A 20,576-nucleotide genomic window follows, 5' to 3' on the forward strand; every position below is an offset into this window, starting at 1 on the left:
CCAGGCAAGGGAAGCGCTCACCTGACATGCGCCTATCCTTGCTGGTCGTCGCCGTCGTCACTGCCTACTGCAGAGGGGTGCGGAAGTGTCCGTCCTGGGGCAACCAGTGACCTGCTCGCCAAGGTGCCTTCCCCGGGCCCAGCATGCTGTGGCCACTGCACTCTGGCGCTACACGGCAACGCCATTGGCCAAGCCGTACCGTGTGCGCGGATGCATCCCGGACCCGGGCGAGGCTTCGGTGACCGTCGCGCTGTGGACCGGCCCCGCGGCACGGGAGAAGCGGAACCTCTTCCTGTCCGTCCCGCTCGTAGCCGATGACTTGCCCGTTCCTGCGACGCAGGTCGTCGCAGGACTGATGCGGCTGAGCCGGGGGACGCACCTGTTCGGCTCCACCGGCCGCCGCTACGACGGCAAGCCCGTTCTCAACGGCAACAACATGGTCGAGGGGAGACCCAGCCCGTGCCTGTGCGGGGAAACCAGCGACCCTGAGGGCCCGCGCGGCTTCTACTTCGAGCGGCCCGGGGAACCGTCGGCTCACTGGGCAACAGCCCGTCCCGCGGAGTCACCGGGAAGCGGCGGTCACCCGCGCCTCGTTCCTGTCTGGGCAAGATCACGTTGAACACGGGCCCTGGCTGCCCGAGTTCTCAGTCGTCCGAGATGCCGCTTACTGGGGTCGTGGCTCGTCGAGGTACTGGTCGGCCCAGGCGCTGATGATGTGAGCGGCCCGCTGCGCCTGCCCTCGCGCGGTCAACAGATGGTCCGCGCCTTCGAGCGAGATGAAGCTTCGCGGGTGCCGTGCCTCCTGGAAGATCTCCGCGGCATTGGAGATGTCGACGGTGGAGTCGGTGGGCGAATGCGCCACGAGGAGCGGAAGGTCCACCTCGCCGATCCGGTCGCGCAAGTGAGCCCGGCGCACGTCCTCGACGAAGGCGCGCTTGAGAACCAGAGTCCTCCCGCCGACGAACCACTCGTGCGCCCCGTCACTGAGGACGCGATCCAGGACCGAGTCGTACTGCCGCTCGACGTGACTGGGGTCGACGGGCGCCGCAATCGTGGCCAGCGCGCGGAGGCCGACGATCTCGCTCGCGGCTGCGATCGCAGCGGCGCCTCCCCACGAGTGCCCCACCAGCAAATCCACCGGAGTCCCTCGCTCCGCCATGAAGGCGGCGGCACGGACAGTGTCCTGCACCTTGACGGTGAAGGAACCGTCCCCCCAGTCGCCCTCGGAGTCTCCGATCCCGAGATTGTCGAAGCGCAGCATGCCGATCCCCTCGCGTGCCAGCTGCTTGCTGACGCGCGAGGCAGCCGGCGATTCCTTGCCCAGGGTGAATCCATGCGCGAAGAGCCCCCAACCTCGGATCTCACCCTCCGGCAGGTCGATCACCCCGGCCAGTTCGGGGCCGACGACGCTCGGGAATCTCACTTTTTCGTTCATGTGTGGTGCTCACCTAGGCAGAGACTGATCGTGGGTCAGGGAGACGAGAGCGACACTAGCCGGTGTCAGCGCGAGACCGACAGAACAGCGGGGCCGCCTCCCCGTTCCGGGAGACGGCCCCACTGTCCATGCTGACGCGGTGTCGGGCTGACCCGACCCCGCGATTTAGATGTCGAAGTAAAGCTCAAACTCGTGCGGGTGCGGACGCAGCTGGATCGGGGCGATCTCGTTCGTCCGCTTGTAGTCGATCCACGTCTCGATCAGGTCGGGGGTGAAGACACCGCCCGCCAGAAGGTACTCGTGGTCCGCCTCCAGGGCGTCGAGGACGGCCGGGAGGGAAGTCGGGACCTGGGCGACGCCCGCGTGCTCCTCGGGGGCCAGCTCGTAGAGGTCCTTGTCGATCGGCTCCGGCGGCTCGATCTTGTTCTTGACGCCGTCCAGGCCGGCCATCAGGAGCGCCGAGAACGCCAGGTACGGGTTCGAGGACGGGTCCGGCGCGCGGAACTCGACGCGCTTGGCCTTCGGGTTGGAGCCCGTGATCGGGATACGCATGGCAGCCGAGCGGTTGCGCTGCGAGTACACCATGTTGACCGGCGCCTCGAAGCCCGGAACCAGGCGGTGGTACGAGTTCACGGTGGGGTTGGTGAACGCGAGCAGCGACGGGGCGTGCTTGAGGATGCCGCCGATGTAGTAGCGGGCGGTGTCCGAGAGGCCCGCGTAGCCCTGCTCGTCGTAGAACAGCGGGTCGCCGCCGGCCCACAGCGACTGGTGGACGTGCATGCCCGAGCCGTTGTCACCGAAGATCGGCTTCGGCATGAAGGTCGCGGTCTTCTCGTTGCGCCAGGCGACGTTCTTCACGATGTACTTGAAGAGCATCAGGTCGTCGGCCGCGGCGAGCAGCGTGTTGAACTTGTAGTTGATCTCGGCCTGGCCGGCCGTGCCGACCTCGTGGTGCTGGCGCTCGACCTGGAGGCCGTTCTTGTCCAGCTCCAGGGAGATCTCGGCACGCAGGTCGGCGAAGTGGTCCACCGGCGGGGCCGGGAAGTAGCCGCCCTTGTAGCGGACCTTGTAGCCGCGGTTGTTCTCGACCGCACCGGTGTTCCAGGCGCCGGCCTCGGAGTCGATGTGGTAGAAGCTCTCGTTCGCCGACGTCTGGAAGCGGACGTTGTCGAAGACGTAGAACTCGGCCTCGGGGCCGAAGTACGCCGTGTCCGCGATGCCGGTGGAGGCGAGGTACGCCTCGGCCTTCTTCGCCACGTTCCGCGGGTCACGGCTGTACTGCTCGCCCGTGATCGGGTCGTGGATGAAGAAGTTGATGTTGACGGTCTTGTCGCGACGGAAGGGATCGACCCGGGCGGTCGACAGGTCCGCGCGCAGCGCCATGTCGGACTCGTGGATGGCCTGGAAGCCGCGGATCGACGAACCGTCGAAGGCGAGCTCCTCGTTCGGGTCGAACGCCGCTGCCGGGATCGTGAAGTGCTGCATCACTCCGGGCAGGTCGCAGAACCGGACATCTACGAACTTCACGTCCTCGTCCGCGATGAACTTCTTTGCGTCGTCGGCGTTCTGGAACATCCAACTCCTCCTACTCCCGACCCCCAGTGGGGACGGGGTTGCAGCTCGTTGTGCGGCCAGTGCGGTGGCACACGCTGGGACCCGACCATAGGGACGGGGGATTTCTCAAGCATGACCCATTTGTTTCGCTGAAGTTAACCGAGGCGGGTTCGGGTCAGGTGTCATTCGCCCTACCCCGACCGTCCTCGTACGAAAACGGGCGCAGTACCGTGGACGGGTGGACAACAGGCAAGTAATCGGATCGTGGCTCTCCGGCCCTCGTGCGGCGGCAGAGGACGCGGGCGTCGACTTCGGATACCGGGGCGAGCAGCTCGGCCTGCCGGAGGAGGGGCCGGGCTCGATCGCGCGCCCCGGGCGGCGCATGGGCGCCGTCGTCGTGGACTGGGCCCTGTGCATGCTCATCGCATACGGCCTGTTCGCTCGCGGTGACCAGCAGGCGATGGGCAACTGGGCGCTCGGCATCTTCTTCGTCATGACCGTCCTGACGGTCGGCACGGTGGGCTGCACCCCGGGCAAGGCCCTCTTCAGGTTGCGCGTCGTCGCCGAGGGCGGCGGCCGCCTCGGCTTCGTCCGGGTCCTCCTGCGCAGCGTGCTGCTCTGCGTGGCCATCCCGGCCCTCATCTGGGACCGCGACGGCCGCGGCCTCCACGACCGCCTAGCCCGCGCCGTCCAGGTGCGGATCTGAGATCTCCGATGTACGACGGTCTCTGACGCGTACGACGGTCTCCGACATTCCACGATCTTCGACATTCCACGATCTTCGACGTACGACGAAGGCCCCGGAACCCATCGGTTCCGGGGCCTTCGTCAACGTAGAGACAGGAGAGGTGGAAAGAGGAGGTGGAGAGAGGTGGAGCGTTACCGCGCCCTCGTCACCGCATCTTCGGGCCGCCGCGCGGCATCCGCGCGCCCTTGGGCATCGGACCCTTCGGCAACGGCATGTTGCTCATCAGGTCACCCATCGCGCGCAGCCGGTCGTTCGTCGCCGTGACCTGCGGGCCCTGGAGGACTCGGGGGAGCTTCAGAAGCGTCGTACGCAGCTTCTTCAGCGGGACCTGGCCCTCGCCAGTGCCGACGATCACGTCATGCACCGGGACGTCCGAGACGACGCGCGCCATGCGCTTCTTCTCGGCGGCCAGCAGGCTCTTCACCCGGTTCGGGTTGCCCTCGGCGACGAGCACGATGCCCGCCTTGCCGACCGTGCGGTGCACGACGTCCTGGCTGCGGTTCATCGCCACCGCCGGAGTCGTCGTCCAGCCGCGGCCGATCTTGTCGAGCACCGCGGCCGCCGCACCGGGCTGGCCCTCCATCTGCCCGAAGGCCGCACGCTCAGCCCTGCGCCCGAAGACGATCGCCATCGCGAGGAAGGCGAGCACAAAGCCGAGAATGCCGAGATAGATCGGGTGACCGATCAAGAAGCCGATCGCGAGGAAGACACCAAAGGTGACGATTCCCACAGCCGCGATGATGAGACCGATCCGCGGATCGGCCCTGCGGGTCATCTTGTAGGTCTGAGCGATCTGCTTGAGTCGCCCGGGGTTCGCGGCGTCCGCCGCGGTTTCCTTCCTCGCCATGTCGTGAAGTCTACGTGTCCCTGGAAGTGACTACGACGTGCGGGTTGTCATCGACTCTTCGACGACGCGAAGCGCTTCTGCCCGGTCCTTGGCGCGACGCCGGTCGTCGAGCACGGACGTCCAGGCGTTGCGGCGTGCGGTGCGCTGGCCGCTGCTCATGAGAAGCGACTCGACGGCACGCAGTGCGTCGGTGACGGACGGGATGGCGGTGGCGCGTACGGGCGCGGCCTGCATGGTGGGGCCCTCCTGGGCGGCTATGGCTAAGGCTGTACGTGGGGTAATTCCAGGGTCACTGATTGGTGTTACCAGGGCGTGACCGACCGGTCAAACACGGATGAAGCCTTGACGCTGAGCGGCGAAACCTTGACGTGGCCCGTACAGTCCCCTCACCTGCGGAGACTGTACGGGCCACGCCATCTCGGCCACTACTGGTCAGTAGTCACTTGTGCGCCGATTCACACAGTTGGCTCTCGCCAGAGGCGGCAGTCCTGGAGCACTGCAGTCCTGGAGTGCCGTAGCCCTGGAGCGCCGCCTCGGCTCACAGCCCCGGATCACACCGCCTGCGAGGCGACGTACGCCCCACGCTTCTCGACCGCCATCTGGAAGAGGCGCCCCGCGCGGTACGAGGAGCGGACCAGCGGTCCTGACATGACGCCGGAGAAGCCGATCTCCTCGGCCTCCTCCTTCAGCTCCACGAACTCCTGCGGCTTGGCCCAGCGCTCCACGGGGTGGTGGCGCGGCGTCGGGCGCAGGTACTGCGTGATCGTGATGAGCTCGCAGCCCGCGTCGTGCAGTGCGTGCAGCGCCTCGCTGATCTCCTCGCGCTCCTCGCCCATACCGAGGATGAGGTTCGACTTGGTGACCAGACCGGCCTCGCGGGCGCGGGTGATGACTTCGAGTGAGCGCTCGAAGCGGAAGCCCGGGCGGATCCGCTTGAAGATGCGCGGCACGGTCTCCACGTTGTGCCCGAGGACCTCGGGGCGTGAGGAGAAGACCTCGGCCAGCTGGTCGGGGTCCGCGTTGAAGTCGGGGATGAGCAGCTCGACCTTGGTCTGGCCCTCGGCGCGGTCCGCCGTCATCGCGTGGATCTGGCGGACGGTCTCCGCGTACAGCCAGGCGCCGCCGTCGTCCAGGTCGTCGCGGGCGACGCCGGTGATGGTGGCGTAGTTCAGGTCCATCGTGACGACGGACTCACCCACGCGGCGCGGCTCGTCACGGTCGAGCGCCTGCGGCTTGCCCGTGTCGATCTGGCAGAAGTCGCAGCGCCGGGTGCACTGGTCACCGCCGATGAGGAAGGTGGCCTCGCGGTCTTCCCAGCACTCGTAGATGTTGGGACAGCCCGCCTCCTGGCAGACCGTGTGCAGGCCCTCGCTCTTCACGAGGTTCTGCATCTTGGTGTACTCGGGGCCCATTTTCGCCCGGGTCTTGATCCACTCGGGCTTACGCTCGATGGGGGTCTGGGCGTTCCGGACCTCCAGGCGCAGCATCTTGCGTCCGTCGGGTGCGACTGCGGACACATCGGCTCCCTGTAGCTTCGATTCTTCGGCGCACACCAGGGTACGCCCGTGATGTCGTTGGGCTTACGCTCGGCCAACCTCTGGCAGGCGGGGTGCATTCCCCGCAGCCTCCGCAGCCCCAGATGTCTGGACGGTTCGAGGCGGTTCTGAGCGGTTCTGAGTTTTTGTGAGTGGTCCTAGGCCGTCGCCTTCTCGGCTTCCGGACTCTCAACCGTCGTCTCGGCGGTCTTCTTCTCGGGGCTCTCCGCGGTCTTCTCAGCGGTCTTCTCCGCTGGCTTCTCGACGATGCGCGGCTTGAGGTCCGCGTTCTCGAGGATGTCCCGCAGGTGTTTCTCGGCGACGGGCAGGATGTCGGCGATCGTGACCTCGCGGCCCAGTTCGTACGAGAGCGACGTCACGCCCGCGTCGCGGATGCCACACGGGATGATCTTGTCGAACGACGTGTTGTCCGGGTTCACGTTCAGCGCGAAGCCGTGCATCGTCACGCCCTTGGCCACGCGGATGCCGATGGCCGCGATCTTGCGGTCCTCGCGGCGCTGGCCGGCGTTGGAAGGGGCGTACTCCGGGCCGTTGAACCGGGCGTCGAACTCGTCGTCCTGCGTCCGGGGGTCGAAGTCCAGGTTCAGGCCGCCGAGCGCCGGACGCTGTGACACCGGGTCGCCGAGGACCCATACGCCGCTGCGGCCCTCGACGCGGGACGTCTCCAGGCCGAATTCCGCACACGTGCGGATAAGTGCCTCTTCCAGACGGCGTACGTGTGCTACGACGTCCACCGGGCGCGGCAGCTTCTGGATCGGATAGCCCACGAGCTGTCCGGGGCCGTGCCAGGTGATCTTGCCGCCGCGGTCGACGTCGACGACGGGGGTGCCGTCCAGCGGGCGCTCGCTGTCCTCGGTGCGGCGGCCCGCGGTGTAGACCGGCGGGTGCTCGAGCAGCAGACAGGTGTCCGGGAGGTCGTCGGCGAAGCGGGCGGCGTGCACGCGGCGCTGCTCGTCCCAGGCCTCCTGGTAGTCGACCGCGTCCGGGCCGAAGCCCAGCCGGACGAACTGAAACTCACTCACGGCAAGTGCCTCCCTAGAACCTGCGCCGTGCATATATCGCGCCCCCAGCCACTGTACGGGCAGCGGATTCTCGTCAGTCCTCCGGTCAATCCTCACACGATCGGATGAATGCGGGTCGAAGGCCGCGATGCGGGCGGTGAGGGCCGCTACATTCACGCCGTTCACAGAGCCATAAGGGCTGCTCAAGCAACGCCCGAAAGGCAGGAGACCGCACAGCTGATGACGGAACGACCTCCGCAGCGCACCCCCAACCGCCAGCTAGCCGCGCTTATCTCAGAAGCCGGGTTCTCCAATGCGGGCCTCGCGCGCCGCGTCGATCAGCTGGGCCTCGAGCACGGTCTCGATCTGCGGTACGACAAGACGTCGGTGACCCGCTGGCTGCGCGGGCAGCAGCCGCGCGGCACCACCCCCGCCCTCATCGCAGAGGTCTTCACCCGGCGGTTAGGGCGCAGACTCTCCGCGCAGGATCTCGGGCTCGACGCGTGTGCGCCGGTGTACGCCGGGCTCGAGTTCGCGGCGAGCCCCGAAGAGGCGATCGACATCGTCGGCGGGCTCTGGCGCAAGGACTCCGGAAGCCATGCCGAACTGCGGAAGATCGCGTTCACCCCGGCAGGGCTCGTCGTCCCCAGCAGAGACTGGCTGATCGGCCGTGCCGACGACCGGGTGGGGCGCGGTGACCACGGGCTGAACGGCGGCCGTGTGCCCACCCAGGGCCGCCCGGCCGTGCCCCGCCAGCGCAAGGAGCCCGAGCGGGGCGTCGGGGCGAGAGTGACCAGCGGCGACATCTCGGCCCTGCGCTCCGTCGGCGAGCTCTTCCGGGCGCTCGACCACGCGTACGGCGGCGGGCACGCCCGGCAGGCCCTCGTGCGCTATCTGGAGCACGAGGCCGAGCCGATGCTGCGCGGCACGTACGGCGAACAGGCCGGCCGGCGGCTCTTCGCGGCGGCCGCCGACCTCACCCGGCTCGCGGGCTGGACCTCGTACGACATCGCGGCGCACGGCCTTGCCCAGCGGTACTACGTCCAGGCGCTGCGGCTCTCGCAGGCCGCGGGCGACCGCGCCTACGGCTCGTACGTCCTGATCACGATGAGCCGCCAGGCCGTCTATCTCGGGCACGGCAGGGAAGCGGTGCAGCTGGCGCGCGTCGCCCAGCAGGGCGTCGGGTCGTCCGCGCCGCCCGTCGTGCAGGCCCTGCTGCACTCGGTCGAGGCGCGCGGGCACGGAGTGCTCGGCGAGGTGCGGGCGTGCACGGCGTCGATGGTGCGGGCCGAGCGGGCGCTTGAAACGGTGCGCCCGGGCGACGAAGTCCCTTACTGGGCGCGGTTCTTCGACGAGGCGCAGCTCGCGGACGAGTTCGGGCACTGCCACCGGGACCTCCAGCAGTACCGCGTGGCCGCCCAGCACGCGGAGCGCTCGCTCCAGCTGCGCGCCCCCGGGTACGCCCGTAGCCGCCTGTTCTGCCGGGTGGTGCTCGCTTCCTCGCGCCTCGGCCTCGGCGAGCTGGAGCAGGCCTGCCAGCTGGGCGCCGAGGCGGCCCAAGCGGCGGGGGAGATGCGGTCGGTGCGGGCGGTCGAGTACGTGCGCGAGTTCGAGCGGCGCCTTGAGCCGTACCGCGACGCGGCGGCGGTGCGGGGGTATCGAGACCGGGTGGCGGCGTTGAGCTGACAGCTCGGCTGCGATGGAGACGTCGCGAGGTAGAGGTAAGGGGCGGGCCTGCGCAGGCCCGCCCCTTACCCATGCGTCCTCAGGCGTACGCGTTCAGCGCAACCGCGCGACCTCCTCGGCGGACAACGCCTCGTCCCACGTGGTGAGTTCGTCCAGGTCGCCCCGGAGGCTCGCCTTCTCCGTCCCGATGGAACGCAGCGGCAGCGGGACCGACGCCGCGACGGACCCGACCCGCTGCCCGTCGGCGTACAAGGTGGTGTGCCCCGGAGTCGTCACCCACGTCAGCCGGGTCCAGCGGTCGAGCGGCAGCGTGTAGTCGAAGCTGAAGTCGGCCGCGCCGTACCGCGTGAAGCCGACCTTCCCGGTGCCGTGCTGCATCAGCTTCAGCGCGCCCGCCCTGGAGCTGAGCAGCACCTGGTCCGCGGTCCTGGCCGTCGGACGGACCTGCACGGACGCGGTCCACGGCTCGGCGACGTCGAGGCCGCCGAAGCCCACACCGTCGCGGTCGGAGTCGAAGCGCCAGGCCTGGCCGCGCACACCCTCCACGGGGGTGGGATTGTTGATGATGTAGGAGGTGCCGGGGAGACCGCCCGCCACGTCCTCGGCGAAGATCGTGTTGCCGGGGCTGCCCGCGTACGTCCAGCCACTTGGGTACGACGCGTCGTCGAACGTCCAGTGGTGGCTGGGCCGGCCCTCGACCCGTGGCGGCACCGGTGCGGGCGTCGTGCCCGGAGGGTCGCCGATGCGGGCGGCGCGGGCCCTGAAGTCGGCGAGTGCGTCCGGCGTCGTGGTCCTGTTCCATGTGCGGTCCGCGAGGATCGCGCGGGCGCCCGCCATGCTCTGCTCGAAGTAGCCGTCGTCGGCCCAGAAGTTGTAGTCGGCCCAGTTGGTGACGCCGGAGCCGAGCATGTCCGGATCGGTGTTCGGCGCCCAGCTGTCGTACATCCAGGGCTCGTCCGGATACAGGTGGTGGTAGTTGTTCGGGGTGTCGTAGAACGGGCCGATGGCGATCTCGTCGTGCCCGGGGATCTCCGGCTCGGCGCCCGTGCCTTCCCAGGTGAGGAAGACGACCGGGTCGTGGACCTTCTGCTGGGGCGCGGCGAGGTGTTCGGAGCCGTTGTAGACGGCCGTGCGCTTGCCGTGCGAAGCGACCACGTCGTCAAGGGTGTTGATGTAGCGGTTGAGGAGGTCACCGAGCGTGGACACGTCGGGCGCGCCCGCCAGATGGTCCTTCACGCGCGGGCACTCGGCGAGCTGCCCGGGGACCTCTTCCGCGCCGATCGAGAACAGAGGCGCGTCGAACCAGCCCGCGAACTCGTCGACGATCTCCTTCGACTTCGCGATCGCCTTGTCGCTGGTCATGTCGATGATCCAGTCGGGCGTGAGGTGCGAGTGCGTGTGCGCGCCCGTGCACGCTCCGGCGCCCGACCCGAAGCCGATGCCGAAGGCCTCACTGATCACGGTGGCGTGGCCGGGGAGTTCGAGGCCCGGCATCAACTGGACGTGGTGGCGGGCCGCGAAGGCCTTCAGATGCTCGATGTCGGCGCGGCTGTAGCTATGGTCCGGGTCGGCGAGGCCCGGGAACTTCGGGCTGTGGAGGCGGAAGCCCTCGGACTCGGAGAGGTGCAGGAAGAGGGTGTTGAGCTTCTGGTCGCCCATCCTGCGGATCAGGTTCTCCAGGTAGGGGATCTTCCAGTACTTACGGCCCGCGTCGAGGTGGACCATGCGGATCGCCTGCGCCGGACGGTCGGTGGAGCGGGCGCGGGGGACGGCGCGGTGGTCGTCGGCTGTGGCCCGCAGCAACTGGAGGAGGGTGCGGGTGCCGTAGTAGAGGCCGTGGGTGGACGCGGCTTCGATACGGATCGGACCCGCGCTGTCGAAGGTGTACCCCTCGGCGCCGAGCGCTCCCTTGGCGGTGAGTCCGAGTGTGATGTCGCCGTCGGAGGGGCGGCCCGTGGCGTGGGTGCTGCGGGCGATCCGGGGCGTGATGCCGGTGACCTGCTTGATCTCTGTACGGAGCTGAGTGGCGAGCTCGCGTACGGACTGGCGAGCGGGGCCGGGGAATTCGCTGCGGCCCGAGGGGAGCGCGGTGGTGGATCCGGCGCGCGGGTCGATCAGGATGCGGGTGCGCTCGGTGAGTCTCGTACGGCCGTCGAGCGCGGTCCAGTCGGTGGGGCGGGGGACTACGGAGGGCGTTGCGGCGTCGGCGGCTGAGCCTGGGGCTGGGGCTGGGGCTGGGTCTGTAGCTGCTGTGGCGGTCGGCAAAGATAGACCTCCTATGAATAGGCCGAGGATGAGCGATATCACCGGCATGGTGCGACGCACGTGAGGCCTCCCGCGGCTTGGCGATCCGGTGGGACCGTAGCCGTGGGGGGCGGTTGTGGCAAGGGGTGTTGACGGGATGTGCGGGAAAGGGCGAAAGCCCCCGCGTGAGGGTGCGGGGGCTTCCAGGGGGTGGCTTGTAGGCCTATAGGTCGGATGGATTGGGTGCCGGGTGCCGGGTGCCGGGTGCCGGGACCGGACGTCGGGTGCCGGAGGCCGGACGTCGGGTGGGGTGCCGTTCGCGTCAGGCGGCCATCGGTAAGCGGCCCGTCCCGTGCGCGGGGTCCACGCCTAGGTCCGCGAGCGCGGCCCGCGCCGCGCGGCGGCCCGAATGCAGCGCGCCCTGCACCGTGCTGGTGTCCCGGTGGTCCCCGCACACGTAGAGCCCCGAGAGCAGCCGCACAGGGCGGCGCAGATCGTGCGGGGGCGGCATCGCGGGTACCGCCTCGCGGGTGTGGTGGACGGCGAGAGACTCCCAGCGGGCGGTCGAAGTGCCGTACAGCTCGGCGAGGTGGGCGAGGACGGCGCGCTCGTCCGGCGGCGGGCCGAGGACCGTCGAGGAGATCAGCGCCCGGCCCGCGGGCGCGCGCGACGGGTCGACGTGGCTGACCACGGCCGTGTGCGCGACCGGCCCCGAACGGTCGGCGTCGAGCAGCAGCGCGGGCTCGGCGAGCGGCGGTTCGGGGGCTGCGTGGTGCACCACCGTCACTTGGTGGAAGGGCGGCACGCGCAGACCGGGAAGGAGTTCGGCGGCGGCGCGGGCGTCGGTGGCGAGCAGCACGGCGCGGCAGCCCACTTCGCCGTGCTCCGCGGTCGTGACCGAGGTCGTGGAGACGGCGGTGACGCTTACCCCGGTCCGCACCGTCCCCGGTGGCAGCGCGGCCGACAGGAGTTCGGGCAGCACCTCGGCGCCGCCCTCGGGCAGGCACAGGCGGCCGCGCGCGAAGGAGCGCAGGGCGAGGTCGGCGCACCGGCTCGACGTCAGCAGGTCCGGGTCGCAGAGGAGCGCCGAGAGCAGCGGGCGCAGGAAGCCGTTGACGGTGCGCGCGGGCAGGCCGCGGGCGAAGAGGGCTTGTGACGCGGGGAGTTCGGGGCGGGCGAGGAGGCGCTTCGGGGGCGTCGCCGCGAGCCTGGCGAATGCCGCGCCGAGGCGGGCCTGGTCCAGCGCGCCGCCGAGAGGGGCCGCGTGGGGCGTGGTCCGTGCCGTTCGCGGGCCTCTGGGGGCGCTTGCCAGGGCGCGCGCAGCGGTCAGTGCGCCCCTTGCGCGCCGGGAGCCCGTGGGCTCGACGGCGCGGTGGTGTCGGCCGCCGCTGTGCACCAGGACGCCGGGCGCGAAGGGCCGCAGTACGAGTGCGTCGAGCCCCGGCGTGGTGCGCAACTCGGGATAGGACGTGGTGAGCAGCTGGCCGATCCTGTCGAGCCGGAACCCGTCGACCTTCTCTGTCGACATGCGCCCGCCGACGTAAGGAGCGGCCTCCAGGACGACGGTCGTTACACCGGCACTGGTCAGCTGGTGGGCGGCCGACAGTCCCGCGACCCCCGCTCCCACGATGACGACATCCGCATGCTGCGCAGGCTCTGGCACGTGCCCCTCCCCGAGGTAGCGCGGCTGCTGGGGACGTCATGCCCTCAACAGGGCTTCGGAATCACCGAGTACCGCACGAGGGTAGGAGCGATGACGGCCGGCGGCAGTCGCGCATCGACCGAGCACGGTCGCACGCCGGTCGCACGCGGTGCCGTTTGCCGAAGTGACGTCTACCGCGGCACCGTTCACCGCCGGTGCTGTTTACCGCAGGGCCGTTCACCGCCGGTGCCGTCTACCACAGCACCGTTCACCGCCGGTGCCGTCTACCGCAGGGCCGCGCGGATCGACTCCTCGATGCCCGGGAAGGCGAACGAGAATCCCGACTCCAGGAGCCGCGTCGGCAGGACCCGCTGGCTGCCGAGCACGTCACCGGCCATTTCGCCGAGCACGACGCGCAACGCGGGCGACGGGGCCGTGAAGAGCGTGGGCCGGTGCAGCACCCGCCCCATCGCGGCCGTCACCTCCCGGTTGGTGAGCGGGTCGGGCGCCGTCAGATTGACCGGCCCGGAGAGCGACTCCGTGTCGAGCAGGTGTCGCAGCGCGGCCACCGCGTCGTGCAGCGAGATGTAGCTCCAGTACTGACGGCCGTTGCCAAGGCGCCCGCCGAGCCCCGCCTTGAAGAGCGGGAACATCCGCCCCCAGGCCCCGCCCTCGCTCGCCACCACCAGGCCGTTGCGCGCGAAGACCGTGCGGATGCCCGCTTCGTGTGCCGCGGCCGCCGCACCCTCCCACTCCACGCACAGGGAGGGCAGGAAGCCCTCTCCGGCAGGGGCGCTCTCGTCCACCGCACGCTGGCCGGTGTCTCCGTAGTAGCCGATCGCGCTCGCGCACAGGAACACCCGGGGCGGCTCGTCCAGCGAGGTCACCGCCTCCGCGAGCGCCGACGTGCCGAGCACCCTGCTGTCACGGATCTCCTTCTTGTAGGCGGCGGTCCAGCGGTGGTCGCCGACGCCGGCTCCCGCGAGGTTGACGACCGCGTCGCAGCCCGCGAGCCCCGCCGTGTCGACGTACCTCTCCTTGGGGTCCCATCGCACCTCGTACTTCGTACGAGGTGCCCGGCGCACGAGCCGCACCACCTCGTGACCGTCGTCGGCGAGGGCGCGGGTCAGCGCCGTTCCGATGAGGCCGGACGCACCGGCCACGGCGATACGGGAGCGCCGTGCGGAGGGGACTGACTGTTCGGGCTCGGTGGACTCCATGCCGCCATCCTGCCCCGGAAACCCGCGGAGAGCCGTGAACGCGGTGAGTCGAGAGTGCGGTGGGCCGTGAACGCGGTGAGTCGAGAGTGCGGTGGGCCGAGAGTGCGGTGAGCGGTGTACTCGGAGGGCCGAAAGTGTGGTGAGCCGAGAGCGCTGAGAGCCGTGAGGCCTCCGTCGTACAGTGACGCCCATGCCGGACACGCACATACGTACCGCCCTGCCGGACGACGAAGAAGCCCTCAGCCGCATCGACCGCGCCACCTGGTCGACCCTGCACGCGGTACAACCGGCTCCACAGCCCCCGTACCCGCCGTTCTTCACGGACCGCTTCGGCCCCCGCGACCACTTGATCGCCGAGCGGCACGGCGCGGTCGTCGGCTACATACGGCTCGGTTTCCCCACGTCCCTGCTCGCCAACGCCCACGTGCGCCAGATCCTTGGCCTGGCCGTGGCCGACGAGGTGCGCGGCAAGGGAGTGGGCCGCCGACTGGTCAGGGCCGCGGTGGATGAGGCCCGCCGCCAGGGCGCTCGGCGCATCACGCTGAGGGTGCTCGGCCACAACACTCTGGCCCGGACGCTCTACGCGTCCGAGGGCTTCGTGGTCGAGGGGGTGCTGCCGGGCGAGTTCTTCCTCGACGGCTCGTACGTGGACGACGTGCTGATGGGGCGCGTGCTGATCTGACACCCTGGATGCCTGCCCGACCCCCGCTCGGCATTCGGCACCCGACGGACCGGCCCGGCGTGCGGCGGGCACGCGCGCGTAGGAGCGTAGAGGTCGACCGGAAGGAGCGAACCGATGTTCAGGGTCGCTGCTGCCAGTCGGCGGGACCGGGACGAGCCGGGCTGGCTGCGCGGCGCGCCGCCACCCCACTGGGTGCGCTGGCCTCCGCCCGTACTCCTTGCCGTCCTGTCCGTCATCCAGCTGTCCACTCCGGATACGATCGACCTCAGCTTCCTGCTCGCCGCCGTCCCGCCGCTCGCCGCGCTGTCGTACGGCGCGTCGGCCACGGCCCTCTTCGGCGGCACCGCGGTCCTTCTGCTCTCCCTGCCGGGCTTCGGTCTCGGCCGCCCCGGCAGCAGCGATCTGCTGACCGTCACCTTCGTGGCGCTCCTGAGCATCGTGTTCGCCTGGGTACGCAGTCGGCGCGACGCCCAGCTCGTCACCGTCCGCACCGTCGCGGAGGCCGCCCAGTTCGCCGTCCTTCCGCCGCTGCCGGAGCGCGTGGGCCCGGTGCGCTGCGCGGGGCTCTACCGTGCGGCACAGGGCGGGACCCTGGTCGGTGGCGATCTCTTCGACGTACGCAAGGGGACCCGCGGAGTGCGGGCCCTGGTCGGTGACGTGCAGGGGCACGGCCTCGCGGCCGTCGGTACGGTCGCCGCGCTGCTCGGCGCCTTTCGCGAGGCGGTGCTCGACCAGCCCGACCTGGAGGGCGTCGCCGCCCGGCTCGACCGGCGCCTGGTGGTCGACTCCGAGCAGGCCGAGCACGCCGAACTCTTCGCCACCGCCGTGCTCCTGGAGTTCCGTGACGACGCCCCTGAGCTGCGGATCGTCTCCTGCGGCCATCCGCCCCCGCTGCTGTTGCGCGGCGGCGCCGTCGAGGAGGTCACTCTGGCACCGGGCGCGCCGCTCGGCCTGGGGATCGCCGGTGTCGCCCCGCCCGAAGAGGTGACCCTGACCCTGAAGCCCGGCGACCGGCTGCTCGTGGTGACCGACGGGGTGACCGAGGCGCGGAACGCGTCCGGTGTCTTCTACCCGCTGACCGAGCGCCTCGCCGTGCTCTGCGTCGACCTGGTGGACGACCCGGCGGCGCTGACCTCCGCGGTGTGGGCGGACCTGATGCGGTTCTGCGGCGGGGTCGGGGACGATGTGGCGCTGCTGGCGTTCTCGTTGGATCTGGATCTGGATTTGGGCCTGGACCCGGGCCTGGAGCGGGACCTGGACCCGGACCCGGATCCGGAGCTGTAGAGGGAGCGGTGGGTGGCGGCCTCAGCCGTCACCGCGATCGGCGGCCAGGAGCCGCAGCCCGCCCGTCAGTTCGCGCAGGCAGCGCACCGCCAGGACGGCCGGGGAGCCGGGGCCTTCGGTGGGCGCGTCCGTGGCGGCCCAGGTCTCCAGGGCCAGGCGGATGGCGTCCGTGGCGGCCGCGGCCGCCATTCGTACGTCCAGTGCGTCGGCGTCGTCCCCGGCCAGGCGGGCGAGCACGGGCACGAGCTGCTCCTCGGACTCCTGGTTCACGCGGTACCAGACGGCGCGCAGCGCCGGATCGTCCTGTGCGGCGCGCAGCAGGCCGCGGGTCGACTCCAGGGACTCGGCCGCGCGGTCGTCCGCCGCGGTCAGCGCGTCGGCGATGGACCGCTCAAGGGCCGTCGGCATCCCCGCGGCCGGATCGAGGTCCGCCAGGTGGGCCCGCCACTCGGCGGCGCCGCCCGCGAGGAGCGGCGCGACCGCGTCCTGCTTGTTGCGGAAGTACCGGTAGAAGGTGCGCAGCGCCACTCCGGCCCGGCCCGCGATCTCCTCGGCCGTGGTTCCGTCCGGGCCGCGCTCGGCGAAGAGCTCGGCCGCGGCGCGGGCGATGTCGAGCTGCGTGGCCGCCTTGCGGCGCTCGGTCAGCGACGGTTGCGGGGGCGGCGAGGACTGCGGGGCCTGCGGGGACGTCGAGGACTGCGGGGGTTGCGAGGACTGCGACGACTGCGGGGGTTGCGACCGGTGGGTGCTCACCCTCGCAGCCTACGCGCGATCATCACCCTGATACATGAATTGTCGGCATGGCAAAACGTGCCAGAGAGGCGTACATTGAAATCAGACCGGGAAGGCCGGATCCATGGGTGGATCCGGGAGCCCGGAGTTGATCGGAGGCATTTCATGAACCGTTACGCAGGCCGTCGCGCCCTCATCACCGGCGGTGGCTCGGGCATCGGACAGGCCACCGTCCTCCGGATCCTCGATGAGGGCGGCAAGGTCGTCGCCGCCGACGTCAGCGAGGCGGGGCTGAAGGACACCGCGGAGAGGGCGGGCGCCGCGGCCGACCGCCTCACCACGCTCGTGGTCGACGTCTCGGACGAGGCATCGGTGCGCGAGGGCGTCGCCGCCGCCGTCACCGCGCTCGGCGGCCTGGACGTCCTGGTGAACGCGGCGGGCGTGCTCCGCTCCTCGCACACGCACGAGACCAGCCTGGATTCCTTCAACCGCGTCATCCAGATCAACCTGGTCGGTACGTTCCTGGTGATCCGCGAGGCGATCCCGGCGCTGCTCGACGGCGACGACCCCGCCGTCGTCAACTTCAGCTCCACCTCCGCGATGTTCGCCCACCCGTACATGGCCGCGTACGCGGCGAGCAAGGGCGGCATCCAGTCCATGACGCACGCGCTGGCCGCCGAGTACGGCAAGCGGGGGATCCGGTTCAACTCCGTCCAGCCCGGATCCATATCCAGCGGCATGACCGACGGCAGCGGCGCCAGCAAGCAGAGCGTGGGACCCGGCCTGCCCGAGGACGCCGACATGAGCCTGTTCGTGAAGCTGGCCCCGGCCATAGGTCAGGGCTTCGCGGGACCGGAGTCCGTGGCTTCCGTGGTGGCCCTGCTCGGCTCGCAGGACGGCAAGTTCATCACCGGCACCGAGGTCCGGGTCGACGGCGGCACCCACTTCTGAGCTGCCGCTGAGCTTTCTCTGAGCTGCCCCTGAGCTGCTTCCGGGCTCCGGTTCACCCCAGTTCCGGTTCACCCGAGTGGCGGATGGCCGATCGCGGGTGGTGCGGGTGGGGCGGAGAGTCGGACCATGCGTGTCCGCCGTCGAGGGTCCGGGGCGCGCGTGCCCTCGGCGGCGCGTGCGGCGGGCCGTGCCGCCCGTGGGACCGGCTCGGGTCGTGGAACCGGCTCTGGTCGTGGCCCCGGGACCGCCCCTGGATCCCGGACCACCCGTGGACCCGGGACTGGTCGTGCACCCCGGGCGGCCCGTGCCGCCCGAGCGGCGCTGTGCTGCCTGCCCGGTGCCGTGGCCGTGGGGCTTCTGCTGATGTGCGCGCTGTTCGTGGGGCCCGGGACAGCAGGCGGGTCGGGGCGGGCGGGTGACGGCTCGGCGGCCCTCGCCGGGCGCTCCGGACGCTCAGGAGTCGCTGGGTTCTCCGGGTTCTCCGGGTTCGCCGAATACTCCGGGCTCGGCGAGCGGGAGGGGGTGACCGGGCGGCGCTCCGAGATGCCGGCGGCCGCGGCGCCGGTGCGGCGGACGGTGGGGCACTCGGCGGCGCGGCCCCGCGTCGTGCCGCGCACCGAGTGGCTGCCCGCTGCGGTGCGGCAGCAGCCGCCCGCGCGGTATGCCGACCGGGTCCGGGCGGTGTTCGTGCACCACACGGACTCGCCGAACGGCTACGACTGCGGCGACGCCCCGCGCATCATCCGCTATCTGTACGCAGGTCAGACCGAGGGGAGGCAGTGGGACGACATCGGCTACAACTTCCTCGTCGACCGGTGCGGGACCATCTACGAGGGGCGTGCGGGCGGCATGGACCGTGCCGTGGTCGGGGCGCACACGCAGGGCTTCAACCGGGGGTCGGTGGGGATAGCGGCGATCGGGACGTTCACGGAGGGGGTTCCTGCTCCCAAGGCGATGACCGATGCCGTGGCGGCGCTGGTGGCGTGGAAGCTGGGGCTCGCGGACGTGGACCCGCGTTCCACGGTGCGGCTTGTGTCCTCGAACAGCCTCAGCAAGTACGCGGAGGGGACGAGCGGCCGGTTCAGCGCGGTGTCCGGGCACAACGACGGCTACTACACACAGTGCCCGGGGGCGACACTGACGTCAGCGCTCCCCGCGATCAGGGAGGCGGCGGCCCGGTTGCAGGGTCGGTAGGCGATCAGGGAGGCGGCGGCCGGTTGCAGGGCCGGTAGGAAGGGCCGGTAGGAGAAGCCGCTGAACTGCTGCCCTGCCTCGTGCCGCCTGCCGCCTGTCGCCTGCCTCGTGCTGCCCTGCCCCGCCTCAGTCGACCTCGCCGAAGCGTTCCCGCAGCTTGGGGTAGAGCTGGGTCATCGCCGCTTCGTTCTCGAAGGCGAGCGGTGTGCCCTCCGGTTCGGCCGGGGCGGGAGCGATGCCGAGGTCGGGGGAGACGACGCCGGTGAGCTGCTCGTAGGCCTCGTCCGCCGCGTAGCCGAGCTCTTCGCCGTCGCCGTCGATCTCCTCGTCGAAGTCGTCGAGGAGATCCGCGAGCGAGTCGGGGTCGTGCAGGGCTCCCTCGAAGACCTCACGCCCCTGGCCGATCAGCCAGCAGCGGAAGTAGTCGAAGGCGTCGTCGCTCGCGCCGCCGAGGATGATCCAGGCGGCACCCCAAAGGTCCCAGCGGTACGCACGGTTGTAGCGCGCCTCGAAGTGACGGGCGAAGTCGAGCACCATCTCCGGCTCCAGCTCGAGCAGCTTCTCGGTGAGCAGGTCGGCGTGGTCCTCGGGGTCGCCCTCGGCGGCCACGCGGGTGCGGTCCACGATCTCCCAGAACTCCGTCTCGTCCATCACGGGACAAGCATCGGCCCTGGGGGGTGGGTACGCACGCGGAGTGCGGCGGATGCGGCCCTCTCGTTATGCGTGCACATGCCCATGGAAAACCCGACAGCAGATGTCGGTATTGAGTGGCAGCCTCCAGAACATGGAGAGCAAGGAGAGCAAAGACATGGAGACCACACCCGCACCCGCACAGTCCCTGACCGGAAAGCCCGCGCAGTCCCTGACCGGAAAGATCGCCCTCGTCGCCGGTGCCACCCGTGGCGCGGGCCGGGCCATGGCAGTGGAGCTCGGCCGTGCCGGAGCCACCGTCTACGCGACGGGACGCACGACCCGCGAGCGCGCCAGCGAGGTCGGCCGCACCACGGAGACCATCGAGGAGACCGCGGAGCTGATCACCGCGGCGGGCCGCGCAGCAGGCGGATCGGGCACCGGGATCGCCGTGCCCACCGATCACCTGGAGCCCGGGCAGGTGGAGGCCCTCGTCGAGCGGATCGACCGGGAGCAGGGCCGTCTGGACATCCTGGTCAACGACATCTGGGGCGGCGACGTCCACGTCGAGTGGGACAAGAAGATGTGGGAGCACGACCTCGACAAGGGGCTGCGCCTGATGCGCCTGGGCATCGAGACCCACATCGTCACCAGCCGCTACGCGCTGCCGCTGCTCATCAAGAACCCCGGCGGCCTGGTCGTCGAGGTCACCGACGGGACCGAGGAGTACAACGGCTCCAACTACCGCAAGCCCTTCTACTACGACCTCGCCAAGTCGGCCCCGCTGCGGATGGCGCGTGGCCTGGCCGAGGAGCTCAAGGAGTACGGCTGCACGGCGCTCTGTCTGTCCCCCGGCTGGCTGCGCTCCGAGTTCATGCTCGACACGGCCTTCAGCGTGACGGAGGAGAACTGGCAGGAGGCCTGCGAACAGAACCCGCACTTCGCGATCTCCGAGACCCCGACATTCGTGGGCCGTGCCCTGGTCGCGCTCGCCTCCGACCCGGAAGTGGCCCGCTGGAACGCGGCGTCGCTCTCCAGCGGCGGCCTCGCCAAGGAGTACGGCTTCACGGACATCGACGGTTCGGCTCCGGACGCCTGGCGCTACATCACGGAGGTGGACCAGGAGAGCAAGACCGCCGACGTCACGGGCTACCGGTAGTCGCCTGCGGC

General features: G+C 70.4%; 19 protein-coding genes. 8 read left to right on the forward strand and 11 right to left on the reverse strand.

Annotation, left to right across the window (positions count from 1 at the left end; all coding sequences use genetic code 11):
• Nucleotides 1–202 precede the first annotated feature (202 nt).
• A complete protein-coding gene (locus tag ACZ5CR_RS20765; RefSeq protein ID WP_468859466.1) occupies nt 203–619 on the forward strand; it encodes a hypothetical protein in 417 nt (138 codons plus the stop codon).
• 45 nt (nt 620–664) lie between these two features.
• Here the strand turns inward: ACZ5CR_RS20765 and ACZ5CR_RS20770 are convergent, their stop codons facing one another.
• Nucleotides 665–1,435, reverse strand: a complete 771-nt coding sequence (locus tag ACZ5CR_RS20770; RefSeq protein ID WP_468859468.1) for an alpha/beta hydrolase family protein — start codon at nt 1,433–1,435, stop codon at nt 665–667.
• 165 nt (nt 1,436–1,600) lie between these two features.
• Entirely contained in the window at nt 1,601–3,010 is a 1,410-nt protein-coding gene (gene glnA, locus ACZ5CR_RS20775) for a type I glutamate--ammonia ligase (protein ID WP_468859470.1), read from the reverse strand.
• 217 nt (nt 3,011–3,227) lie between these two features.
• Here glnA and ACZ5CR_RS20780 point away from each other — a divergent pair, with 217 nt between their 5' ends.
• A complete protein-coding gene (locus tag ACZ5CR_RS20780) occupies nt 3,228–3,695 on the forward strand; it encodes an RDD family protein (protein ID WP_468859472.1) in 468 nt (155 codons plus the stop codon).
• Nucleotides 3,696–3,882: 187 nt separating this feature from the next.
• Here ACZ5CR_RS20780 and ACZ5CR_RS20785 read toward each other — a convergent pair whose 3' ends face one another.
• From ACZ5CR_RS20785 to lipB, 4 genes are all read right to left on the reverse strand, one after another.
• A complete protein-coding gene (locus ACZ5CR_RS20785; protein WP_383277920.1) occupies nt 3,883–4,584 on the reverse strand; it encodes a DUF4191 domain-containing protein in 702 nt (233 codons plus the stop codon).
• A gap of 30 nt (nt 4,585–4,614) precedes the next feature.
• Entirely contained in the window at nt 4,615–4,818 is a 204-nt protein-coding gene (locus ACZ5CR_RS20790) for an SCO2195 family GlnR-regulated protein (RefSeq protein WP_389909703.1), read from the reverse strand.
• Nucleotides 4,819–5,135: 317 nt separating this feature from the next.
• Nucleotides 5,136–6,101: a lipoyl synthase gene (locus tag ACZ5CR_RS20795; protein WP_249590320.1), complete on the reverse strand. Its 966-nt coding sequence runs from the start codon at nt 6,099–6,101 to the stop codon at nt 5,136–5,138.
• Nucleotides 6,102–6,277: 176 nt separating this feature from the next.
• The gene (lipB, locus tag ACZ5CR_RS20800; protein ID WP_468859473.1) at nt 6,278–7,162 is read right to left on the reverse strand and encodes a lipoyl(octanoyl) transferase LipB; all 885 of its coding nucleotides are present in this window, start codon (nt 7,160–7,162) and stop codon (nt 6,278–6,280) included.
• A 219-nt stretch (nt 7,163–7,381) separates the two neighbouring features.
• Here lipB and ACZ5CR_RS20805 point away from each other — a divergent pair, with 219 nt between their 5' ends.
• A complete protein-coding gene (locus ACZ5CR_RS20805; protein WP_468859475.1) occupies nt 7,382–8,827 on the forward strand; it encodes a regulator in 1,446 nt (481 codons plus the stop codon).
• Nucleotides 8,828–8,920: 93 nt separating this feature from the next.
• On the opposite strand, the gene ACZ5CR_RS20810 is transcribed toward ACZ5CR_RS20805, so the two are convergent.
• The 3 genes from ACZ5CR_RS20810 to ACZ5CR_RS20820 all read right to left on the reverse strand — a co-directional run bounded on the left by ACZ5CR_RS20810 (nt 8,921) and on the right by ACZ5CR_RS20820 (nt 13,933).
• Nucleotides 8,921–11,092, reverse strand: a complete 2,172-nt coding sequence (locus ACZ5CR_RS20810) for a family 20 glycosylhydrolase (RefSeq protein WP_468859476.1) — start codon at nt 11,090–11,092, stop codon at nt 8,921–8,923.
• Nucleotides 11,093–11,393: 301 nt separating this feature from the next.
• Complete coding sequence (locus ACZ5CR_RS20815; RefSeq protein ID WP_468859478.1) at nt 11,394–12,734, reverse strand: NAD(P)/FAD-dependent oxidoreductase; 1,341 nt, start codon at nt 12,732–12,734, stop codon at nt 11,394–11,396.
• A gap of 263 nt (nt 12,735–12,997) precedes the next feature.
• On the reverse strand, nt 12,998–13,933 hold the full coding sequence (locus ACZ5CR_RS20820) for a TIGR01777 family oxidoreductase (RefSeq protein WP_468859480.1): 936 nt from the start codon (nt 13,931–13,933) through the stop codon (nt 12,998–13,000).
• A 190-nt stretch (nt 13,934–14,123) separates the two neighbouring features.
• On the opposite strand from ACZ5CR_RS20820, the gene ACZ5CR_RS20825 reads away from it, so the two are divergent.
• Both ACZ5CR_RS20825 and ACZ5CR_RS20830 read left to right on the forward strand, forming a co-directional pair.
• Nucleotides 14,124–14,615: a GNAT family N-acetyltransferase gene (locus ACZ5CR_RS20825; RefSeq protein ID WP_468859482.1), complete on the forward strand. Its 492-nt coding sequence runs from the start codon at nt 14,124–14,126 to the stop codon at nt 14,613–14,615.
• A 114-nt stretch (nt 14,616–14,729) separates the two neighbouring features.
• On the forward strand, nt 14,730–15,899 hold the full coding sequence (locus tag ACZ5CR_RS20830) for a PP2C family protein-serine/threonine phosphatase (protein ID WP_468859484.1): 1,170 nt from the start codon (nt 14,730–14,732) through the stop codon (nt 15,897–15,899).
• Nucleotides 15,900–15,920: 21 nt separating this feature from the next.
• Here the strand turns inward: ACZ5CR_RS20830 and ACZ5CR_RS20835 are convergent, their stop codons facing one another.
• Nucleotides 15,921–16,544, reverse strand: a complete 624-nt coding sequence (locus ACZ5CR_RS20835) for a TetR family transcriptional regulator (protein WP_468859613.1) — start codon at nt 16,542–16,544, stop codon at nt 15,921–15,923.
• 252 nt (nt 16,545–16,796) lie between these two features.
• On the opposite strand from ACZ5CR_RS20835, the gene ACZ5CR_RS20840 reads away from it, so the two are divergent.
• Nucleotides 16,797–17,582 (forward strand): SDR family NAD(P)-dependent oxidoreductase, encoded by a 786-nt coding sequence (locus ACZ5CR_RS20840; protein WP_468859485.1) that lies wholly within the window; start codon nt 16,797–16,799, stop codon nt 17,580–17,582.
• A 348-nt stretch (nt 17,583–17,930) separates the two neighbouring features.
• The gene (locus ACZ5CR_RS20845; protein WP_468859487.1) at nt 17,931–18,776 is read left to right on the forward strand and encodes a peptidoglycan recognition protein family protein; all 846 of its coding nucleotides are present in this window, start codon (nt 17,931–17,933) and stop codon (nt 18,774–18,776) included.
• 126 nt (nt 18,777–18,902) lie between these two features.
• Here ACZ5CR_RS20845 and ACZ5CR_RS20850 read toward each other — a convergent pair whose 3' ends face one another.
• Nucleotides 18,903–19,427 (reverse strand): DUF4240 domain-containing protein, encoded by a 525-nt coding sequence (locus tag ACZ5CR_RS20850; RefSeq protein WP_468859615.1) that lies wholly within the window; start codon nt 19,425–19,427, stop codon nt 18,903–18,905.
• A 157-nt stretch (nt 19,428–19,584) separates the two neighbouring features.
• Between ACZ5CR_RS20850 and ACZ5CR_RS20855 the strand changes: the two genes are divergently transcribed.
• Complete coding sequence (locus ACZ5CR_RS20855; RefSeq protein ID WP_468859488.1) at nt 19,585–20,565, forward strand: SDR family oxidoreductase; 981 nt, start codon at nt 19,585–19,587, stop codon at nt 20,563–20,565.
• Nucleotides 20,566–20,576 lie beyond the last annotated feature (11 nt).

Source organism: Streptomyces sp. NPDC031274 (assembly GCF_055570235.1).

Bases quoted from the DNA above. Each gene is read 5' to 3' on its own strand.
- ACZ5CR_RS20770 (WP_468859468.1), bottom strand. From the start codon at position 1,435: ATGAACGAAAAAGTGAGATTCCCGAGCGTCGTCGGCCCCGAACTGGCC.
- glnA (WP_468859470.1), bottom strand. From the start codon at position 3,010: ATGTTCCAGAACGCCGACGACGCAAAGAAGTTCATCGCGGACGAGGAC.
- ACZ5CR_RS20785 (WP_383277920.1), bottom strand. From the start codon at position 4,584: ATGGCGAGGAAGGAAACCGCGGCGGACGCCGCGAACCCCGGGCGACTC.
- ACZ5CR_RS20790 (WP_389909703.1), bottom strand. From the start codon at position 4,818: ATGCAGGCCGCGCCCGTACGCGCCACCGCCATCCCGTCCGTCACCGAC.
- ACZ5CR_RS20805 (WP_468859475.1), top strand. From the start codon at position 7,382: ATGACGGAACGACCTCCGCAGCGCACCCCCAACCGCCAGCTAGCCGCG.
- ACZ5CR_RS20820 (WP_468859480.1), bottom strand. From the start codon at position 13,933: ATGGAGTCCACCGAGCCCGAACAGTCAGTCCCCTCCGCACGGCGCTCC.
- ACZ5CR_RS20825 (WP_468859482.1), top strand. From the start codon at position 14,124: ATGCCGGACACGCACATACGTACCGCCCTGCCGGACGACGAAGAAGCC.
- ACZ5CR_RS20830 (WP_468859484.1), top strand. From the start codon at position 14,730: ATGTTCAGGGTCGCTGCTGCCAGTCGGCGGGACCGGGACGAGCCGGGC.
- ACZ5CR_RS20840 (WP_468859485.1), top strand. From the start codon at position 16,797: ATGAACCGTTACGCAGGCCGTCGCGCCCTCATCACCGGCGGTGGCTCG.
- ACZ5CR_RS20850 (WP_468859615.1), bottom strand. From the start codon at position 19,427: ATGGACGAGACGGAGTTCTGGGAGATCGTGGACCGCACCCGCGTGGCC.
- ACZ5CR_RS20855 (WP_468859488.1), top strand. From the start codon at position 19,585: ATGGAGACCACACCCGCACCCGCACAGTCCCTGACCGGAAAGCCCGCG.